At 45.2% G+C, this 18,683-nt stretch carries 12 protein-coding genes; 3 read left to right on the top strand and 9 right to left on the bottom strand.

Annotated features, from left to right (window positions below; translation table 11 throughout):
* Window positions 1-20: 20 nt before the first annotated feature.
* Window positions 21-725: an HAD family hydrolase gene (locus CLV31_RS01635; RefSeq protein ID WP_111391124.1), complete on the top strand. Its 705-nt coding sequence runs from the start codon at window positions 21-23 to the stop codon at window positions 723-725.
* Here the strand turns inward: CLV31_RS01635 and CLV31_RS01630 are convergent.
* Complete coding sequence (locus CLV31_RS01630) at window positions 715-2,421, bottom strand: DMP19 family protein (RefSeq protein WP_181452546.1); 1,707 nt, start codon at window positions 2,419-2,421, stop codon at window positions 715-717. The two genes, CLV31_RS01635 and CLV31_RS01630, sit on opposite strands and share 11 nt — an antisense overlap.
* Before the next feature lie 126 nt (window positions 2,422-2,547).
* Between CLV31_RS01630 and CLV31_RS01625 the strand changes: the two genes are divergently transcribed.
* Complete coding sequence (locus CLV31_RS01625; protein ID WP_111391122.1) at window positions 2,548-3,177, top strand: hypothetical protein; 630 nt, start codon at window positions 2,548-2,550, stop codon at window positions 3,175-3,177.
* 2 nt (window positions 3,178-3,179) lie between these two features.
* Here CLV31_RS01625 and CLV31_RS01620 read toward each other — a convergent pair whose 3' ends face one another.
* From CLV31_RS01620 to CLV31_RS01590, 7 genes are all read right to left on the bottom strand, one after another.
* Window positions 3,180-4,820, bottom strand: a complete 1,641-nt coding sequence (locus tag CLV31_RS01620; RefSeq protein WP_111391121.1) for an FAD-dependent oxidoreductase — start codon at window positions 4,818-4,820, stop codon at window positions 3,180-3,182.
* Between the two features lie 751 nt (window positions 4,821-5,571).
* Window positions 5,572-6,600, bottom strand: coding sequence for a DUF6807 domain-containing protein (locus CLV31_RS01615; RefSeq protein WP_181452545.1), 1,029 nt, complete (start codon window positions 6,598-6,600; stop codon window positions 5,572-5,574).
* A 33-nt stretch (window positions 6,601-6,633) separates the two neighbouring features.
* On the bottom strand, window positions 6,634-7,995 hold the full coding sequence (locus CLV31_RS01610; RefSeq protein ID WP_111391120.1) for a Gfo/Idh/MocA family oxidoreductase: 1,362 nt from the start codon (window positions 7,993-7,995) through the stop codon (window positions 6,634-6,636).
* 148 nt (window positions 7,996-8,143) lie between these two features.
* Window positions 8,144-9,031, bottom strand: coding sequence for a sugar phosphate isomerase/epimerase family protein (locus CLV31_RS01605; protein ID WP_111391119.1), 888 nt, complete (start codon window positions 9,029-9,031; stop codon window positions 8,144-8,146).
* A 281-nt stretch (window positions 9,032-9,312) separates the two neighbouring features.
* Window positions 9,313-11,253, bottom strand: coding sequence for a class I SAM-dependent DNA methyltransferase (locus CLV31_RS01600; protein ID WP_111391118.1), 1,941 nt, complete (start codon window positions 11,251-11,253; stop codon window positions 9,313-9,315).
* Window positions 11,246-12,415, bottom strand: coding sequence for a restriction endonuclease subunit S (locus CLV31_RS01595; protein WP_146250849.1), 1,170 nt, complete (start codon window positions 12,413-12,415; stop codon window positions 11,246-11,248). Before CLV31_RS01595 ends, CLV31_RS01600 begins: the two co-directional genes overlap by 8 nt.
* Entirely contained in the window at window positions 12,412-14,823 is a 2,412-nt protein-coding gene (locus tag CLV31_RS01590) for a DEAD/DEAH box helicase family protein (RefSeq protein ID WP_220084308.1), read from the bottom strand. Before CLV31_RS01590 ends, CLV31_RS01595 begins: the two co-directional genes overlap by 4 nt.
* A 631-nt stretch (window positions 14,824-15,454) precedes the next feature.
* Between CLV31_RS01590 and CLV31_RS01580 the strand changes: the two genes are divergently transcribed.
* Window positions 15,455-15,841, top strand: coding sequence for a single-stranded DNA-binding protein (locus tag CLV31_RS01580; protein ID WP_111391115.1), 387 nt, complete (start codon window positions 15,455-15,457; stop codon window positions 15,839-15,841).
* Window positions 15,842-16,138: 297 nt separating this feature from the next.
* Here CLV31_RS01580 and CLV31_RS01575 read toward each other — a convergent pair whose 3' ends face one another.
* Window positions 16,139-18,304, bottom strand: a complete 2,166-nt coding sequence (locus tag CLV31_RS01575; protein ID WP_111391114.1) for an acylase — start codon at window positions 18,302-18,304, stop codon at window positions 16,139-16,141.
* Window positions 18,305-18,683: the final 379 nt, after the last annotated feature.

The following is an 18,683-nucleotide window of genomic DNA, read 5'->3' as shown; positions in this document are numbered from 1 at the left end:
TGTTACAAAACACTAATAAAATGCCTATCAAAGTAATCGCCTTCGACGCAGATGACACCCTTTGGGTGAATGAGCCGTTTTTTCGCGAAGCGGAAGAAAAATTCGCCAGTTTGCTGGAGGATTTTATGCCTCAGCATGCCATCATGAAAGAGCTTTATCGCACGGAGATCGAAAATCTCAAGCTTTATGGTTACGGGATCAAAGGATTTATGCTTTCTATGATAGAGACAGCCCTGCGCATCTCGGATCACAAAATGCCCATCACCGTCATTGACAAGATCATCCGAATCGGTCAGGAAATGCTGGAAAAACCGGTTGAACTCCTGCCTGGTGTCGAAGAGGTACTGAAAGATTTGAACGGAGACTATCGCATCGTGATGGCCACCAAAGGAGACTTGGTCGATCAGGAGCGCAAACTCAAAAAGTCAGGCTTGGAAAAGCACTTCCACCACATCGAGATCATGAGCGAAAAGCGGGTCAGCGACTACGAAAAACTCATCCGCCACTTGGATATCCAACCATCCGAATTTCTGATGCTGGGTAATAGCCTGAAATCTGATATTTTACCTGTCCTCGAACTGGGTGGCTTTGGCATCCACATCCCTTTTCATATCACTTGGGTTCATGAACAAGTGGAGCATGAGGTGGAACATGAGCGGTTTTTTAAAGTGGAGCATATTGGGGAGGCGGGAGAATTGATCAGGAGGATTGGGACTAATTCGTAGGATTTCCCTCTTCCAACCACAGCCAAATCCGAAATCCCAAATAGGAATCCACATTCTCTCCTGCCCGAGTACCCGGAATGAAGTTTAAAGAGGGAAATATTTTTTCCGAGGCATTAGTCACAGACTCATTGTCCGAGTATGATAAATCGTAACCTGAAATTGCACCCTTGGAGTCGATATGTAGCAAATAATTTGCTGTTATTACAGTCTCGTCTGGATACTCCTCAAAGACTTCAAGGGGGACGACGATTTGATCCTTCACTTCATTCCAATTTACCAAGACAGGATAAACCTCCGGCTCCTCTAATTCGAGTGATTTTATCCATGACCCGGATTCATAAGTTCGAATATTTATTCGGAGAACTGGATTTTCAAATCGTTTTTGACTCCGATGAGAGACCACTTTATTTGCTTTCATCAAATACTCCTCTTTTAATCTCCCATTAGGATAATATTCCCGATGGTAGCCATCATATTGGCCGTAATTCATTTCGGTGTATTTGACTAAAACTCCATTTCGGGTCTCTCTTTGGATTCCGTGTTTCTTGTAGTCCACAAACTGATATTCGTAAAGAATTGAATCACCGCCATAGGCATATATATAGCTGTATTCACCTGTTCCGTTCTTGAGTAGCTGAATCCCATTTTCATCCCAGTAATTGATGTACTTAGGTTCCTCTCCCCGACGATCTACTTCAAGCTTTTTTGAGCCGTCGGGATAGAATTGAAAGTAAGGAGCGGTATGATTTCCATATTCATCCAAATGGTAGGTAAAAGCGAGTGATCCATTTTCATGGTACCGTGAATAATCACCGATCATTGTGCCGTCTAAATTCTGCCTAAGACTGATCTTAACTTGCCCGTTTGGATAGAAATAGCGGATATCCTTGTAGTCAGCACTTGGATAAAGGATTTCTTCCCTTTCCAATCGACCTGACTCATCAAAATATTTCTGGGAACCCAATTGCCGTCCATACTCAAAATTTAATTCTTCTATCGGTGTTCCATCTAGCGTGAAAAGTTTTACCGGACCAACTACAAGGTTGTCTTTTACTTCAACCTCCTTTTTTTCCTTGCGAACAGGATCAATTGAAACCAATTTACCGGAGTAGTTTTGAGGAAAAAGATCTCCATTTTCATCCCGCACATACAAATGAGAATTGGCTCTGACATAGGCCTCTATTTTTCTTTCAGAATAATCGTCATTTGCAAAAAATTCCTGGTCAAGGTGCTGTAAAGTGAAATCCATCCAAACTTCTTCCTTGGGACGATTCTGATACCATGTTTCCGACTTTCCCAAGATTTCCAACCCTTTCTCGTCTCCTACTCGCTGGTAAAACTTCTTGATTTCCGGAATCATGTAGGCAAAGCCATTGCTGTAAAACTGCTCAAAACCACCGTTCGAAACTTGGCCATCCAAGTAAAGCCAGAAATACAGTTCCTTGATTTCAGGCCTGAGCTTTTGGATCAATTGAGCACGCTGACTTTCATTATACCATTGAGGAAGTCCATCTTCGATCTTAGAGATTAAATAGACTTTCTGCAATGAGTAATAATCTGCTTTTTGAATTCTGGGAAAATCTAAATCTTCAAAATCTTTGAGTAAGGGCTTTTCCAGCTTGACCTGCTGGGCAGCAAGTGGTTGGGTAAAAAGAAAAATTCCCAGAAAACTGGTCACCTGAAATATAATTCTCAAGGATTGGCTCATTCGAAATTACTTGAACCGAAATTAACTAAAACCACTTATTACAAACAATTTAAAGTCTCAAAATGAAGGGAGAAATTAATTGTAACATTTCCCCGATCTCTGCATCACCTTCTTATGAACGCAATTAAAAATCACTTTTGGGCTCAGGTCTTTGTCATTTACACGCGCTTTATGCTGGGCGGAGGTTTTGTCTTCGCCAGTATGATTAAGATCAAAGGAAGGCGGTTTACTACGCTTCCTCAGGAAGATGCAAATTTCGGAACGGCCATGCATTTTTTTGAGACCATGTACCAGACAGGCCTGTATTGGCAGTTTCTGGGTTGGGGTCAGTTGATCGCTGGCTTTTTGCTGATGACTCAGCGCTACGCTAAACTGGGTGCCTTGGTCAATTTTCCCATTATTCTCAATGTGTTTATCATCACGATCTCCATGGATTTCAACCTGACACCTGTGATTACTGGGATGATGTTGCTTGCCAATTTGGGTTTATTGGCTTGGCATTGGGGTGAGTTGCGCACCTTGGTCAACTTACCCTTGATTCCTGATCTGCCTAATCGGGAGGAAAATCAAAGAATCTGGGAAATCACCGGATTGGTCCTTTTTGCTTTCACTGCAGGATACCGGATCCTTCGGGATGGTTATGATCCGATTTTTTGGTTTGGGGTATGTTTGTTGATTGGTTTGGGAGCTTTGGTTTTTAAAATCGTTTGGATGAGAAGAAAAACCTCATGGATCGGAAGGTAACCTCAATTCTCCAAAACCTGCTTCTCCTCCAAAAGCACCTTTCTCAGCTTTTTGTAGGATAAATCCTGAACAGCGATACCTTCATCAATTGCCAAAGCTGCAGCCGCCGCCGCACTTTGACCCAAAATCATAAATACCGGTTCCATCCGTATCGAGCCAAAAGCGGTATGAGAACTCGACACGCAAACAGGCACCAAAAGATTGTTGCATTCTTCTTTTTTAGGAGTCAGAGTACCATAAGTGATGGAATAAGGCCGCTTGGGGTGTACACCGATATCCCCCTCATTTTGCACAAATCCACCGGGAGTAACAAATCGCTGAGTGTTGTGCGAGTCTAATGAATAAGAACCCATCCCCACCGACTGAGGAACTTCTTTGGATCCAAGCACATCGTGCTCTGTCATCACATAATCGCCAATCATCCGCCTGGCCTCACGCACGTAAATCTGATGCGGCCAATTACCGTTATCGGTAAACTCATCCTTTGCCAGACCGTAATGGGAAAGTTCTTTCCTGACTTTTTCAGGCACTCTCGGATCATTTGCCAGAAAGTACATCAGGCCTTTTTGGTAGTCCTCGTGTTCTTGGATGATTTCCTTTCTTCGCTCATAAGTGGCCTCCGGATAATCATAATTTTTCCCGATGTAATCCGTGCTGAAGGGCCCATGGTTGTTGGTATCCGTCTTCAAGTTGGGAATCGGATCATATTTCCAAAAAGTCTCATCCCATCCCGCCGCATAGACCCGCGCCAAAAGCTCATATCGGGAAGAATCGTAGTTGTCCGGCTTGGGAAAGGGAACGCTGTTTTCCGGATTCCGACTCAAGGCCATTCTGAAATTGTAAGCCTGCAGCCGCTGATCTCCTTCTCCGTTGCGACCAGGTGGCTCGGATGAAATCTCAGGCAAAAGCCCACTGCTCGGATCGCCGGGAACCCGAAAAGCTGAAATGGAATCATAGAAATAATGATTATGCTGAAATACACCGACTTGCACCCCGTTCCATTTTTCCCCATAAACCGAATTGGCCTCACGCCCTACGTGGTAACTCACGCCAGCAGCGGCCATTAAATCTCCCTCGTAAGTCGCATCGATAAAAACCTTTCCTCTATAGATTTTACCGGAAAGAACTCGGATTTCAGTGATTTTTCCCCGCTCTTTTGTAACTCCCGACTCCCGGTCGAGCCATTCGTTCCGATGAACTTCCAGTTGATTCTCTTTTACCAAGTCCTCAAAAACCCGTTCCGCAGCATGAGGCTCAAAAATCCACATCGTGCGGTTTTCCCCGTCGATCGCTGGTGTTCCCTGACCTTTATTGCCGTACGCTTCCCTTTTTTGCCATTTCCAAGCCGAGTCCTGTTGGTAGTGGAGATAAATGCGATGGTAAAATTCCCTCGCCAAACCTCCGATCACCGCTTTGTTTCCTGTATCTGTAAAACCCAATCCTCCTGAAGAGAGTCCTCCCAAATGAATGTCCGGAGAAACAACAAGAACCGATTTGCCCATCTTTTTGGCCTGAACCGCAGCCGTAATGGCAGCGGAGGTTCCACCATAGACAATCAGATCGGCTTGAAATGTCTGAGCAAAAAGGCATGTGGAGGTCAGAAAAAGGAGAAACGCGAAGAGAACTCGGTGGAAAGTGGGCATGATCTTTTGGGTTGTGGGGAAGATTTGAGATAAAATAGGAATTGATTTCCAAACTTCTAAAATCCTCTTCGTAATAGTTGAGTGTAAGAAAATGAAAAAGACCTGGCTGGTATTGAAAACCTAACAGGTCCGAAACCAGCCAAATCTCTTCTAATTATCTTTAATGTATATCCGCAATCACACCATTCGCAGAATTTAAACCTTGCACTTGGAAAGGAAATATATTTTAGTTTGATCAAGATCCGAAGGATTGAAACAATTAATGACCCCCGGTGTAGCCGGGGGTTGAAGTAAAAAACTGTAAAGGAAAGCCCTGAAGGGGTGGACCTTTGATGTTTCACCCTTTCAGGGCTCAAGGACAATCAAGGCCTTATTTTCCCTGCACTTCGTACAAGGTCATGAATTGTTTGGCTCCTTCAGAGCCATTTCCCGGGAAATACAAATTTTATACTGCTTTCAACTTAGGACAGGCGGGAAAGCGAATAATCGTATATGTGTATCCGGAACAATGCACGTAAGTCTCGAATAGCGAATTTTCCTTTATGAAAAATCCCCCTAGCCCCCTTAGAAAGGGGGAATCCGCCTATTTGGAACCACAAAACCTAATTTAAATCGGTAACGTGCAAGCATGTGGATACACATATAATCATATATCCTTTTTCTAATCCGCGAAAATCTGCGCTTTTTTCTGCGCAAACTTGCCTGACGGCAGTCAGGTCTGCGGGAAATCAAAACTCAGCGAAATCAAAACTCACTTCTTCGAAAATGCCCCAAACTCCATATGCAGCAACTCATCGGTAAAACTCGTCCCCGAATGGATCAAAATCTTATACCGAAACGTCACCGACTCCCCTGCTTTCAGCCCAAAATTCAACTCATCCTTTCCCCCGCTCAAAGCCTTTTGGCCTAACGAATTTGCCGCAAACAAACCGTAGCCTCTCGCATGCCAATAGGTCGGATAGCCGGGATTGGAAGGGTGGTCAAGGATGGCGATAGCTACTTTTTCTCCTTTGATTTCCCCGGATAGATTGACCCAAGTGCCTCGGGTTCCCCAGACGTCGTCCCCTATTTTTCCAGCGCTGCTTAGGTACTTTCCTGTCACGCCTTCATTATTCAGGGATGGAACCAAAGTGGCGATCCCGTTGGCATCGGTAAAGAGTTCGGGCTTGTCGGATGGATGCTCAAGCTCTCTTGCCACCCGAATGGCAAACATGCCTTCTTTATTGTCTTTCAGGGAAACCGGTTGGTTTTGCGCGGAAAGAGTGGTCATACGTTCGATACTTCGCTTTTTACCCTCGGAAATAAATACAAACCGGGTGGTTTCTTTCAGCAAAATTTCCCCGTTGGGAGCCAGCCAATCCGTTTCCACTTCAAGTTCGGCCCGATTGCCTTTTTCGATCATCGACTTCACCCCCCTATGCCGAATGGTACCATACCCGCTTTTTTTCTCAGCAGGTATCGCATCCGAATTATTCCAAAAGTCCAGCCCATTCACATCGCCATAGTTGAACCAATGTCCCACATGGTGTGGATGATCAATGCGCTCACCCGGACGCGGATCGAGTGGAAAGCCGCGGGTAAGATCATTTCCTGCCACAGATTTGATAGGATAAAGCACGGGTTTGGCTAAATCGCCGGGAAAGTAATAGGCCGTAAACAGCTCCCCATTTACCCGAATCTCCACTTTTTGCTCAGCATCTTTTCGGATAAGCCTGACCTGATCCGTGGAAGAAGTCTGCGCATTGATCGCTGAAAAAAGGGACAGCAGCACTGCTGCCATCCCCCATTTGATTTTTTGGAAAGAAACCATCGCTCAGTATTGAAACACTTTTCCACCTGCCAATACTTCTTGCTTTTCCTCATCAAAGGTCACAAACTGACCGGTGCGAAGCGCCGCTGTGGTCATGATATTAGCGATAGAATGATTATATCCCGCCATCACGTCAGCATTGGGCTTTTTGCGAGAGCGCACACACTCCATCCAGTTGCGCATGTGAGACGAAGTCATCGGATCAGCACCGGTATTCGCGCCAGTTTCTACTTGCACCGCCTCGCCAAGTGCCATGTCGGGAAGTAGATTTTCCTTCAAACCCATGCCCCTTGCTTGATTTTCTCGAAGTCCACCATTCGGGGAAATCCGGTTAGTATCCAGATTCAGTTCCCCTGCGTTGGAAAAATAAATCTCCTTGGTACCACCCGCCGAATTGGTAAATCGGGAGGAGTAAATCACTTGGAATCCTTTGCTCGGATCGTTGAGTGGCCCATAGTCAAAGACTGCCGTCATGGTATCAAAATTTTGGCGACCGTCTTTCCATAGGTAAATCCCTCCATTGGCGGCAACACTTCTTGGGTGGGGCAAGTCGGTAAACCAATGCACGGTGTCAATCTGATGCGCCATCCACTGTCCCGGAATCCCGGAGGAGTATGGCCAAAACAGTCGGAATTCCAGGTATTTCCGTGGGTCCCATTCCGTCTTGGGACGGTTCATTTGGTAGCGGTCCCAGTCGGTGTCTTCTTTTCGGATTTGGTTGACGAGATCGGCACGTCTCCATCGGCCCGGCTGATTGACATTCCAGGTCATCTCCACCGCGACGATATCTCCGAATTTTCCGGCTTTGATAAAGTCATGCGCTTGATGATAGTTGAGTCCACTGCGACGCTGCGAACCCACCTGCACGATTTTTCCGGTACGGAGTACGGCTTCTTTGGCAGCACGGTTGTCGGCCATGGTTTCGGCAAAGGGCTTTTCCACGTAGGCATCTCTTCCTGCTTCTACGGCTTCCTTGCAGTGCAGCGCATGCTGGAAGTCAGCGGTGCTGATGATCACCACATCTACATCCTTTCGGTCATAGAGTTCGTCATTGTTGCGGCAGGCAGCGATGTCTACTCCGGCGCGTTCCTTGACAAAAGCCTGTGCCTCGTCCCGTCTGCGGCTCCAGATGTCCGAAACGGCAGTAAACTGGAAATTCATCTCCTTGGCGTGAATCTGCATGGCAGGAACCAGGGCGCCCCGGCATCGGTCGGAGAAACCGACAATGCCCACATTCACCCGGTCGTTGGCACCAAGGATGCGGCCGTAACTTTTTGGGGAAAAAGCCATCGCACCGAAGCCAATTCCGGCAGTGGTGAGGGCTGATTTTTTCAGAAAATCTCTTCTGGATTGATCGTTGGTCATAGGGTTATGGATTTATTGATTTCGGAATTTTGATTTCGGATTTCGGATTTGTCAGGCTGAGTGTCGTCGAAGGGTCCGAAATTGCTCATTGATCATTGATCATTGTTAATTGGTCATTGCTCATTGGTCATTGCTCATTGGTCATTGGTCATTGCTCATTCCCCTTCACTAACCCCTTAAACAACTCCAACTGCTCCTTCAGTGCGGCGACGCGGTCAGTGGGCTGGGTGCGGGCTTCCATCAGGATCCAGCCTTGGTAGTTCATCTTGGCAAAGAGGCGAAACAGCTCGGGATAGGGATAATCGCCCACATTAAACTCGCGGACGTGCACTGTATCCCCAAACCATTTTTTCACCAAGTCGAAGTTGTGTTCCAGGCCCGGAGGCAGCAGGTCCTCTGCATTGCAGTTCCAGCAGACTTTCACATTCGGTTCGGTGACCTGATCAAAGATCTGCTTCATTACGGGAAGCTCCTGAGTCGTAGTCCCATGCACTTCCACCCGGATCAGCTGCCCGTAGTCTTGGGCAAACTTCCCCACCTCATTGAAGGAGCGGGCGATCTGTGCGATGGTCTTTTCAGGGGCCACTTCCTTGGGCATGGCATTGGGCTTGACCTTGATGCCGGTAGCCCCGATGTCATGGCAGAGCTGAATATAGGCCTTGGTGCCTTCGATATTTTCCTTCAGCTTGGCGGGATCGGGACTGTGATACTCGTAATTGCTGCCGTAGCCGAGACAGGTGACGGGACTGTCGGCAAATCGTTTCTTGACATCGAGTCGCTGGGCCTTGCTGAGGCCCACTTCCACGGCATGGGCATGCTGGGTGCGGAGCTCTACGCCGAGGACGCCCGTCTTCTCACAGTTGGCGATCAGGGTAGGCAGGTCCCAATCCTTGGCCCACTCGTAGGTAACGAGGCCAAAGCGGAGGTCAGCGGCAGGAGCCGCACTCCAAGCGAGGTGAGGAAGCAGCGCAGCACCGAGTCCGGCGATAGCCGACTGCTGCAAGAAGCCCCTTCGGGAAAGGTCTTTTGGGTTCATTCTTTAAAGTAAGAAATCTTACCCGTCTGACCTTCCTGAGTGGACTGGAAATTGCGGAAACGATTGAGGAAAGGAGAAAGAAAAAAGCCCTTTCAAAAGTGGATTGGAAGGGTTGGATGAATTTAAAGAATCTGGATTTAACGTTTTGTGGCTTGGCGTAGTGGCGGATTTTCAGCACAAAAATTTAATCGAAGAACTGCACTTGAACCTACCACAAAACTGTCATACGAAGCACTGAACCCGCCATTACGCCAAACCGCTGTTATAGCCAGTGCTTCTTGTCATGTTGTCTCGGTTTTTACTGTCTGGTTAAGTAGCATTTTCAATTTGCTCATAGCGTCTTTTACTATTTTGCTTTGTGTTTCAATGTTTTCAATTACTTCTATGGTTGTCCGTGTGTCTACCTTTACAACTGCATTGGGATTTACGGCTTTCAAGTCAAACACTTTAGCATCAATGTCGGCAATGATGGCTTCCTGTTCTTTGATTTCTTTTTCAATGGCACTGATTTTTTCTACCAGTGCTTCAATTTCTTCTTTGTCTTTTTTATCCTTTTTGAAAACTTTTAATTGTTCCTTTAGCGGAATGTTTTCTTCTCGTAGTTCTGCTACTCGTTCTTTGAAAGGCTGCATCTTTTCCCATGCTTCGGCTCTGCGGGCTGCAAAGTCCACTGTCCATGAGTAGCGGCTTTCACCTTTGGTAGCCAACATTTTTGCATAAGTCGGGAATGGCTCGTCTTTTACATTTTCATCTTCTAACCATTCGCTTGTAAGTGTTGCAGGGAGTTTGCTGTCGTTAATAATGTTTCCGTCTTTGTCATAGCCGAAATGGGCAAGTGTCATTGGCGTTTTCTTGCCGACTTTTACTTGTGTAAGGTCGTAGTACCAAATCTTTTCTGTCTTTTTGCCTTTGGTGAAAAACACCAAATTGGTTTTTACGCCTGCACCTGCTGTGGAGAACACGCCACCGGGCATACTGATGATTGCCCAAACATTGCACTCGTCAACCAGTTTGCGTTTAGTTTCAACGAATGAACTTTCATTAGTGCGGAATAACAAACCTTCATCCAATACGATTGCACAAGTACCGTCTTTTGATAATTGAGCAATGATATCTTGCATGAAAAGCACTTGCGTTGAGCTTGTCTCAAACGCATATCTTTTTTGTGCGTCTTTGCCTTCTTTGCCGCCAAATGGTGGATTTGTAAAAATGTAGTCAAACGTTGATGGTGCATTTTCAAACAATGCCCCGTAAGTAGCCCGATTGGTTAAAGTGTTGCCGTGCCAAATGTTAGGTTGGTCAATGCCATGCAGCACAAGGTTTGCCAAGGCAATAGGGAATACCAAATTCTCTTTTTCTTTGCCAAAAAATGTATCGTGTTTAAGCGTGTCTATGTCGGTACTTGAAATCTGCTTTCCGAATTTCTGATTGAGAAATTCATAAGCCACTGCCAAAAATCCGCCAGTTCCGCAACAGGGGTCAAAAATGGTTTTGCCCGCTTCGGGGTTTACTGTGAGCACCATTGCTCGGATAACTTCACGGGGTGTAAAAAACTGTCCGCCATCGCTGTTCTTTTCGCCCATTTTCAGGAGCAAATCTTCATACACTTGCGATAGGGTGAAAAAGTGCGTGTCGTCCACATTGTCTGTATGTAGTTGATGCACCTTATCCAAAATATCCCGTAGGTTGGTTTCGCTATCCACACGAACCCTTTCTACAGCTGTCATGATGCGACCGATAATGCGTTGTTTGGGTGTGGCGTGTGGGTTGGGTTGCTCCGTTGTTTTGTCAATATCCAAGCCGTGCAGGTGGGGCAATAATTCATTGTTGATGAAATCAAACAATTTCTTGTCGCCTTTGGCGAAAAGTTCCTGCCGTTTCCATCCTTGCGGTTTGCCATCTGATGTTTTAGGGTGGTCGGGTTTGTCGCTATAAGGTGCTGCCCAATCCTGCCAACGGAACGGACTTACCAATGCAGGTGTATAACTATTGCCCAATGCCTCGGCTTCTTCTCTTTCTTTTTGTTCTTGTGCATCCAATATGCGTAAAAACAAAATCCAGGTGAGTTCGGGTACATATTGCAAGGCACTGGCACAGTTGCTCCTACGCATTACATCACAGATTGCCTTTACATACGATGACAATGACTGTGTAGAGCCGATGGCTTTCTGCTGTTTTTTCGCTTTCGGGGTTTTCTTTATTTTCTCTTTTGTCTTAGTCATTTTTAATTTCGTTAAATGCTTGAGCCAGCAAGCGATTAGGCAAGGTTTTGATTTCTTCGGCTGTGTTCTGCCAGCTTGCTTTCATTGTTTCCAATTCTGTAAGTGCAGCGTTGATATTTTTAACCACTTCACGCTGAACTTCAATGGGTGGTGCTGGTACTTCAAATGAGTTGAGTAAATCACCATTCAGATTGGCTTGATTACCGCCTCGATTTTCGGACATGTTTCTCATATCCTGATAAGAATACATGAGCCATAATTGTAAAAATTCAGCATCCCAAGTTTCGTTCGGAAGAATGGCAAAACAAGCCTGATTGATAGTTGCAGGAACTTTCAGTATTGCGGATTGCCCTCTTGTTTTGCCTTGTCCATACATGGCAATTAAAACCGTGTTTACTGGAAGCAATTTCAGTGAACATTCTTTCAATGCTTTTGCTGAAACATATTCCTCTGATTTGGTGATTGGGGCAAATGCAATTTCACCTGTTTTTATCCAAGGAATTTCTGCGGGTTGCCAATAGTCTTTTTGTCCTCTTGATGGTGTACTGCCACTTGTGGTTACAGCTTTTGCACCCAATTTGAATTTTTCTGCTTTATTAAATTCGGAAAGAAAATCATGTAGTGCTAAATGTTTAAGCCGTTTTATATCCTGATTGATTATTTCTGTCGCTTCTCTGGCTTTTTCAATTTCAGAAAGTTGATTGACAAGCTCTTTCCCAATGCTCTGTTGTATTTCTAAATCAGGAGCAAAAACTTCTAAGTCATATAAAACATCAGAACCTATTGCCTCAAATGTTGAACCCGTACCTTTTTTTATTAACGCCTTTTCAAGATGCTTTAATTGAAGCAACAAAAAATCCCTATCCATTTTTTCGGGATTTACTCTTATTGCTGCCAATCCTCTGCCAATACAACATTCCTGATTTGCAATATTTGTTGCACCAACTGGTGCTCGTACTGACATTAAAATATCCCCATCCTTCGCAATTTTCTTCGGTGAACTGCACCATTTTACAGGAACAGGATAATGCTTTCCAAACTCTGTTTTTCCTTGAAAAAATGGCAACCCTATTCCAAAAGAATTATAGGAACTGCTTTCAGGAGATTGACCCATTACAATATCCTCACAAACTTCAATCAATTTCTTAGTTATTGCACTCATGCTCTAAATAATCTTCCTTTTGCGTCCATAATTACATCATTTGGTGTTCCCAAAATTCTTAGTGCATTGATACCGCCAGCAGCTTTTATTTCAGGCACTTGCCACAGGGCAGGTGTTTCCAAAGCATCAGTGCCGTCTAACGAAAATTGGTAGCCAAAGGCTTTCAGTACGGTGGCTGCATTTTTATCAATGCCATCAAACCAAGTTTGGTTTTCGGCTATGTAATGCGAACCTCTTTCTGTTCGTTTAAGTGCTTTTGCTTTATAGCCTAAGTGCCCGAAGAAGTCAAACATATCGTACTCGTTCATCTTGTCTATTTCCTTAATCACTTCGGGTGAGAAGTTGGCTTCCAGAATATGATTGATGAGAGATTTCCGTTTTTGTGTTTCAATCCAAAGCTGTCGGAACTCGTCCAGGTTGTGTGCTTCGCTTAATACCCGCTGTATTATTTCCTTTCTGTATTCATCAACAGGTATGGCAATTTCTTTTCCGTCACGGCTGCCCAAAATAAACCGCCCTTGCGGGGTAATTTTTACGGCATGTCCACGCACTTCGCCAATGGCAGGTGCCTCGCCACCGCCTCCGCCTGTATCACCTCCATCATCACCGCCTCCGCCATTGCCGCCACCATCCTTCGGTTTGCGTGGTTTGGAAATGAACTCCGTTCCAAACAGGTCGGTAACGCCAGTGTAATCGTACAGCCAAAATTTATATTTTTCGGTTTCTTCGTGTATGCGTGTGCCACGCCCCACCATTTGGTAAAACTTGATGGCAGATTTCAGATAACGGAAAAACACAACGGCATTCAGTCGTTCAATGTCCACACCTGCTTCCAGCAAATCAACTGTGCAAGCAATAAAAGCTCTTTGTCCTGAACCCCGCATTGGTTCTATTTTGTCAGCACCGTTGTTTGTGCCGCCCATGCACTTAAAGGCGTAATCGTCTTTAATAACCTGATTGTTTTCCTTGCACCATTTTGAATACAGGTTATTCATGTACATCACCACACGGTCGGCATGAATTTCACGGTTACAAAAGATGATGACTTTCTGCTCGGGTCCACCGTTTTCAATCAACTGCTGAAACAAGTCGGCACACATGGCAGGGGTTCGCATTTCAATGAAAACTTCATCATCAAAATCCTTTCCTGTGTAAGTGTCTTTGGTCAGGTCGGCTTCTGTTAGCGGCTGCCCTGTTTTGATGTTGGTGACTTTTGCCGCCAGTATTTCCTGTTTGGTGAAAACACGCTTGTCTATGTCAGGTTTGCGTTTTACAATTTCGCAGGCAGCTAAATAGCCATCTTCTTGTGCCTGTGCCAACGTGTATTCGTAAACAGGCTCGCCAAAGTAGTTGAAGTTGTTGGCGGAAATTTCCATTTCTTCCGGTGGCAGTTCTTTTCTTGTTACCAGCTTGCGTGGTGTGGCAGTCAATCCTAAATGAATGGCTTTGGGATTGCGTTTCAATACTTCACTCCACTTGCCCCATGCAGAACGGTGGCACTCGTCAATGATGATAATGCTAAAAGAATTTTCAGGATAATGTTCGGATAAGAAACTGGCTATTTTATCATCGGGTGTTTCATCATCCAAACCCAATGTTTGGTACGTGGCAATGTGAATGCGGGCATTCTTTGCAGCGTTTTCGCCTTTCTCGGTTTTTACTATGCGAACATTGTCGCCAAAGGCAGCACTTAGTTTTTCATAGGCCTGTGTTCTCAATTCGTCTCTGTCGCAAAGGAACAAGGCAGGTTTTGGAAGTTGTCCTGCTTCGTTCAGTCGCCAAAGCAGGTTTGTTGCAATGATGGTTTTACCTGCACCCGTTGCCAATGAAAGCAACACTCTTGGGTCTTCGCCTTTTTGTATTTGAAGAATTATTTTTTCAAAAGCTGCACGAATGGCAGCATCCTGATAATAGCGGTATCTGTTCCATGGCGGACTGTCGGGCATGAATAAAATCTGTGCTTCGGGTGTACCAAGGTCAATGCCTGTGTCTTTTGCATAACGGGCTGTCAGGTCGTCATGAGTTATAAAGTCTTTCAGCGGAAACGTACCCGCTTGCATTTTGGTAAAGTGGTCGTACTCGCCATAAAGATGTCCATTGCTGGCAAAAACATATTTTACTTCAAACCTTTCACATTCGGAATATTTCTTTGCTTGTTGCATACCCTTCAACGGGTCTTCGTCCTCTTTCTTTGCTTCCAATACAGCCACAGGCAAAGGTTTAGGCATTGTTCCGGCCTTCACACAAAGCAAATAGTCTGTCCGCCCTGAACCTTTCTTTCTGCGTCCTTTCGGGCCAGTCGGCTCAACAGGAGCAGGTGTCTCGCATTTAAGTTTTGTTATATCGTCATACCCTTTAGCTCTTAATACTGGGTCTATTAAGTGATAACGGGTCTCCTGTTCGTTCATTGGCATATTTCAGTCTTTATTACTTTGTCTATTGTCATGGTACGGTGTCTTTTTAGCATTGGCTATAACGTTTGTGCTTACGCAATTACTGCGTAAGGCAAGCCCATTTGTACGCCTTACGCAATAGTTGCGGGTATTTCCGATTTACTCTCTCCCACCAAAAATCCTGGCATTCCTGCCCTCTTGCGAGGTAAGCGCCTACTTGACTGTTGTGTTTCATGGCTGTGAAAAGTAAGTTTTAAAAACCTTAAACTATTCAGTTAAAAACAAGAACGCAACACTTGATATCAGTTTTTCACATTTTATTTTGTATTTGGGGATTTTTGAAGTTGGGAATTTGGAATTCGGGTCGAAATGCTTGCTTTTTCTTCCACAAAAATGCCCTTCCAATAGATCACTCTGAAGGGGAAAACTTGAGAAAATGGAAATCAAAAAATTTCCTCATTCCTATCCCAGCTACTAAACAGGCCTTCAATTTTAAAATTTGGCCTTTTTCCCGACTGCAACCGACTACAATCGGATACAAATGTTTCTTTACCGACTCCTCTGATCCTCATCCCCCAACTTTGGATCATCAGTTTTCCTCTGGCGAAAACGTAAAACAAATCTTTCACATCTAAATTTTAAAACCATGAATGCGCTAAGAAACAAAGTTCAGCTGATCGGTCGCCTTGGCGACAAAATCGAAATCAAAACCCTCGAATCAGGCAAAGTGGTCGGACGGGTAAACATTGCTACCAACGAGGTGTATCGCAATGCCAAAGGTGAAAAAGTTACTGAAACCACCTGGACCAACCTGGTCATCTGGGGGAAAAATGCGGAAATCCTGGATAAGTACACTGACAAGGGTTCGGAAATCGCGGTCGAAGGCAAGCTCTCCAATCGGTCCTATACCGACAAAAACGGGGAGAAAAAATACATCACGGAAGTAGTGGTCAACGAAATTTTGTTGTTGGGTGGCGGGTCTAAAGTTGAAAAAGCACAAATGGAAGCCGCCACCTCCGACCTTCCGTTCTAACGCCAAATCCCCATTGCCCCTGGAAATCGGTGGTATGCAGGTCTAGAGACAAGAAAACTTCTACTTTCGGGCCGTTTGCTACCTCAGGATAATTCCGTAACCAAAAAGTCCCTAAAACAAAACCCCCGCTCAGTAAGCAGGGGTTTTGTTCTTTATTAAACCAAAATTTAACCAAGAACTTTGAAGTTCTTAATTGGCTTAACAAACGGTCATTTATTTAAAGAGGATTCATAGATACACTAAAAGATATTTTTAACTATCCTAAAATCCTGAAATCCAAGCCGAAAAATTTTCATTTTAAGGTTTACCCGGATGATATTTGGAAGTAGCGCGCTGCTCCACGTCCTCTCTGTAAAATGCCACCTCCTTGAAATCCACGTCTGCATAGCGCTGCGCCTGATCAAAGAAATGAGGAGAATTAGGATCAGCACTTTGGCCGCCGGCAAGAATGGTTTTGGCTTTCACCTTTTCGCCAAACTCCACCACAGCGACAAAACTATTCCCTCGATATCCATACAGCCTCTTGGTATTCTCTGTTGATCTCGCCCCATATGCTGCCAAGGCTCCCCAATTTCCGGAAGCCAATCCCACCGGAATGTAGGGTTTGCTGTCATCAAAAGCGGCATTGATATCTCCATTCAATCTCTGGAATCGGTTGATCTCACCCCAAGGGGTATTCCAGGTGCCAAAGTCAGCCTTCATCTGCTCCAAGGTCTGAGCAAATACCTCCTTGATCTCTGCCGAAGTAGGAATTTTCGCATTAGGATTTGGCTGGGCAAAACGGTTCAGGCTGCGGAAGGCACGTTGGTAATTCTCTCCATAAAAATGAGCGACCGACATCGCCACAGACTCCTTGGAAGTTCGGAAATCCCAGGTTTTGAGCAAGTCAATCACTTGTTTATGCTCCGGATTTGCACCACTGCCCACTGCCTTGAGCAACTCCGGGATCAGAAATTCAAACGCCGGCAGGTAAGGATCATAGGCCAAACTCAGGAAACTGTCCAAGTTGAGCTTGCCCTGAAGATCCTGCAAGACTTTGACTGCATGCAGCCCACGGAAATTTTCCGAATCGGGAGCCATGTAGGCAGGATAGTCTTCTTTTTTGGGGCTAAATTCAGCTGCGGCAGTAAACGGCGTGGAGTTACAGTTTTGGATCCAACCCGTACCCGGATTGAGGATCACGATGCTTTCGTCCACGGTATGCAGCCCTTGCCAATCCGTGGCGGGATTGGTTCCATCCACCGGTTTGGAAAAGTCGAACGCTGGATTTCGCTTCGGGATAAAGTTGCCATGGAAATACCCAATATTTCCTTCAGCATCGGCAAAAACCGTATTGTTGGAGCTATTGGTCCGGATATTCATCATGTCCTTAAACTCCGCAAAATTATGGAGCTTGGTTCGGGTATAGCTTTGCTCCAACGCATGGACCGGATCCCAATTGATTCGGGTTGCCACCCACTTTCCGTCTTGCTGATGGGTAATCGGACCATGATGGGTACGATAGATGGTAAAGGTTTTCTCTTTCAGCTGACCCCCTTCTTTGTATTTCAGAGTGACTTCTCGGGTTTCCACCGGACGCTTTTCTTCACCGAATCGATAGAAATAATTTCCATTTTCCTCCCCCACTTCCTCCACAAACTCATCGATAAAGTCCACAAAAGTGGACGTATGAATCCACCCTGTCTTTTCATTGAAACCCTGATAGACAAAAAACTGCCCCCAAGTCACCGCACCGTAAGCATTCAGTCCTTCCTCACTGATCACATGCACTTCGGGTCTGAAGTAAAAGGAAGTATGCGGATTGATCAGGAGCATGGCATTGCCCGACTCAGAGAGACTTGGTGCGATGGCAATCCCATTGGAGCCTTGGGGCTCGTCCAGAAGCTGCTGCTCAATGGCTTTGGAATCAACCAATGCCAAGGCCGAATCTTGCTCATAAAAAGCCTGCAAGGCGGAAGTAGAAATCCGCTCAATATCTCCACCGATTGAGCCTTCGAAGAAAAACATGGGCATCCAAGGTTCATACTTGGTGATCACCTGAGGCTTGACTTCCGGGTGGGTATGCAAATAGTAATTGACTCCATCTGCAAATGCTACGCAAAGCTCTTTCAGCCAAACCGGAGCTTTCTCATACGTTTGCCTAGCTTCCTCCTCCGTCATGTAAAGGTTGGCTCTAAGATCGGAATACAACTCTTTCTCCCCTTCCAATTCGGCCAATCTTCCGGTAGCCCATAGGTAATTCCGCTCTACTCTTCGGAAATCATCCTCACACTGGGCATACAGCAAACCAAAAACCGCATCTGCATCGCTCTTCCCATAGATATGAGGCACTCCGAAATCATCCCGAATGATCTCCACCCGTTCCGCTTGGGCTTCCCAGCGGCTAAGTTCATCGTTTGGATTGGGAATTTGGCAGGCCAATAAAAGGCCGATGGTAATTACTGGTAAGAATCTCTTCAGCATAAGATTTGGGCTAGGGTGTGAAATCCGAAAGTACCATTTTTTTAAAAGTCCAACCAACAAGAATCCTCAACGATAGGGAAATCGCTTTTGAAAATTACTATTTATGATTTTCCGCTATTGCACCACCAGCCAAATTCACTTTGTTTAATGGGTCGAAAGACCGATACTTCGACAAGCTCAGTACAAGTGACCGAAGGATCCTCGATTTCTGCCTTTTTGAGAAATTTCATAAGCTAGCTAAGCCTCCTGGTATGAAAGCGGATAAATAGATTACAATTAAATCTTACTATGAAGAATAGAATGCAGGCTCAAAAAATTTAACCATGAAGAGAGTTAAGGAAATCAAGAGCTGCATTCAAAGCTAATCAATAGGTAATCT

Source organism: Algoriphagus aquaeductus, assembly GCF_003253485.1.
Taxonomy (GTDB): Bacteria; Bacteroidota; Bacteroidia; order Cytophagales; family Cyclobacteriaceae; genus Algoriphagus; species Algoriphagus aquaeductus.
The sequence above is the reverse complement of the archived record's forward strand: the minus strand, read 5'-3'. Positions and strand labels throughout refer to the sequence as shown.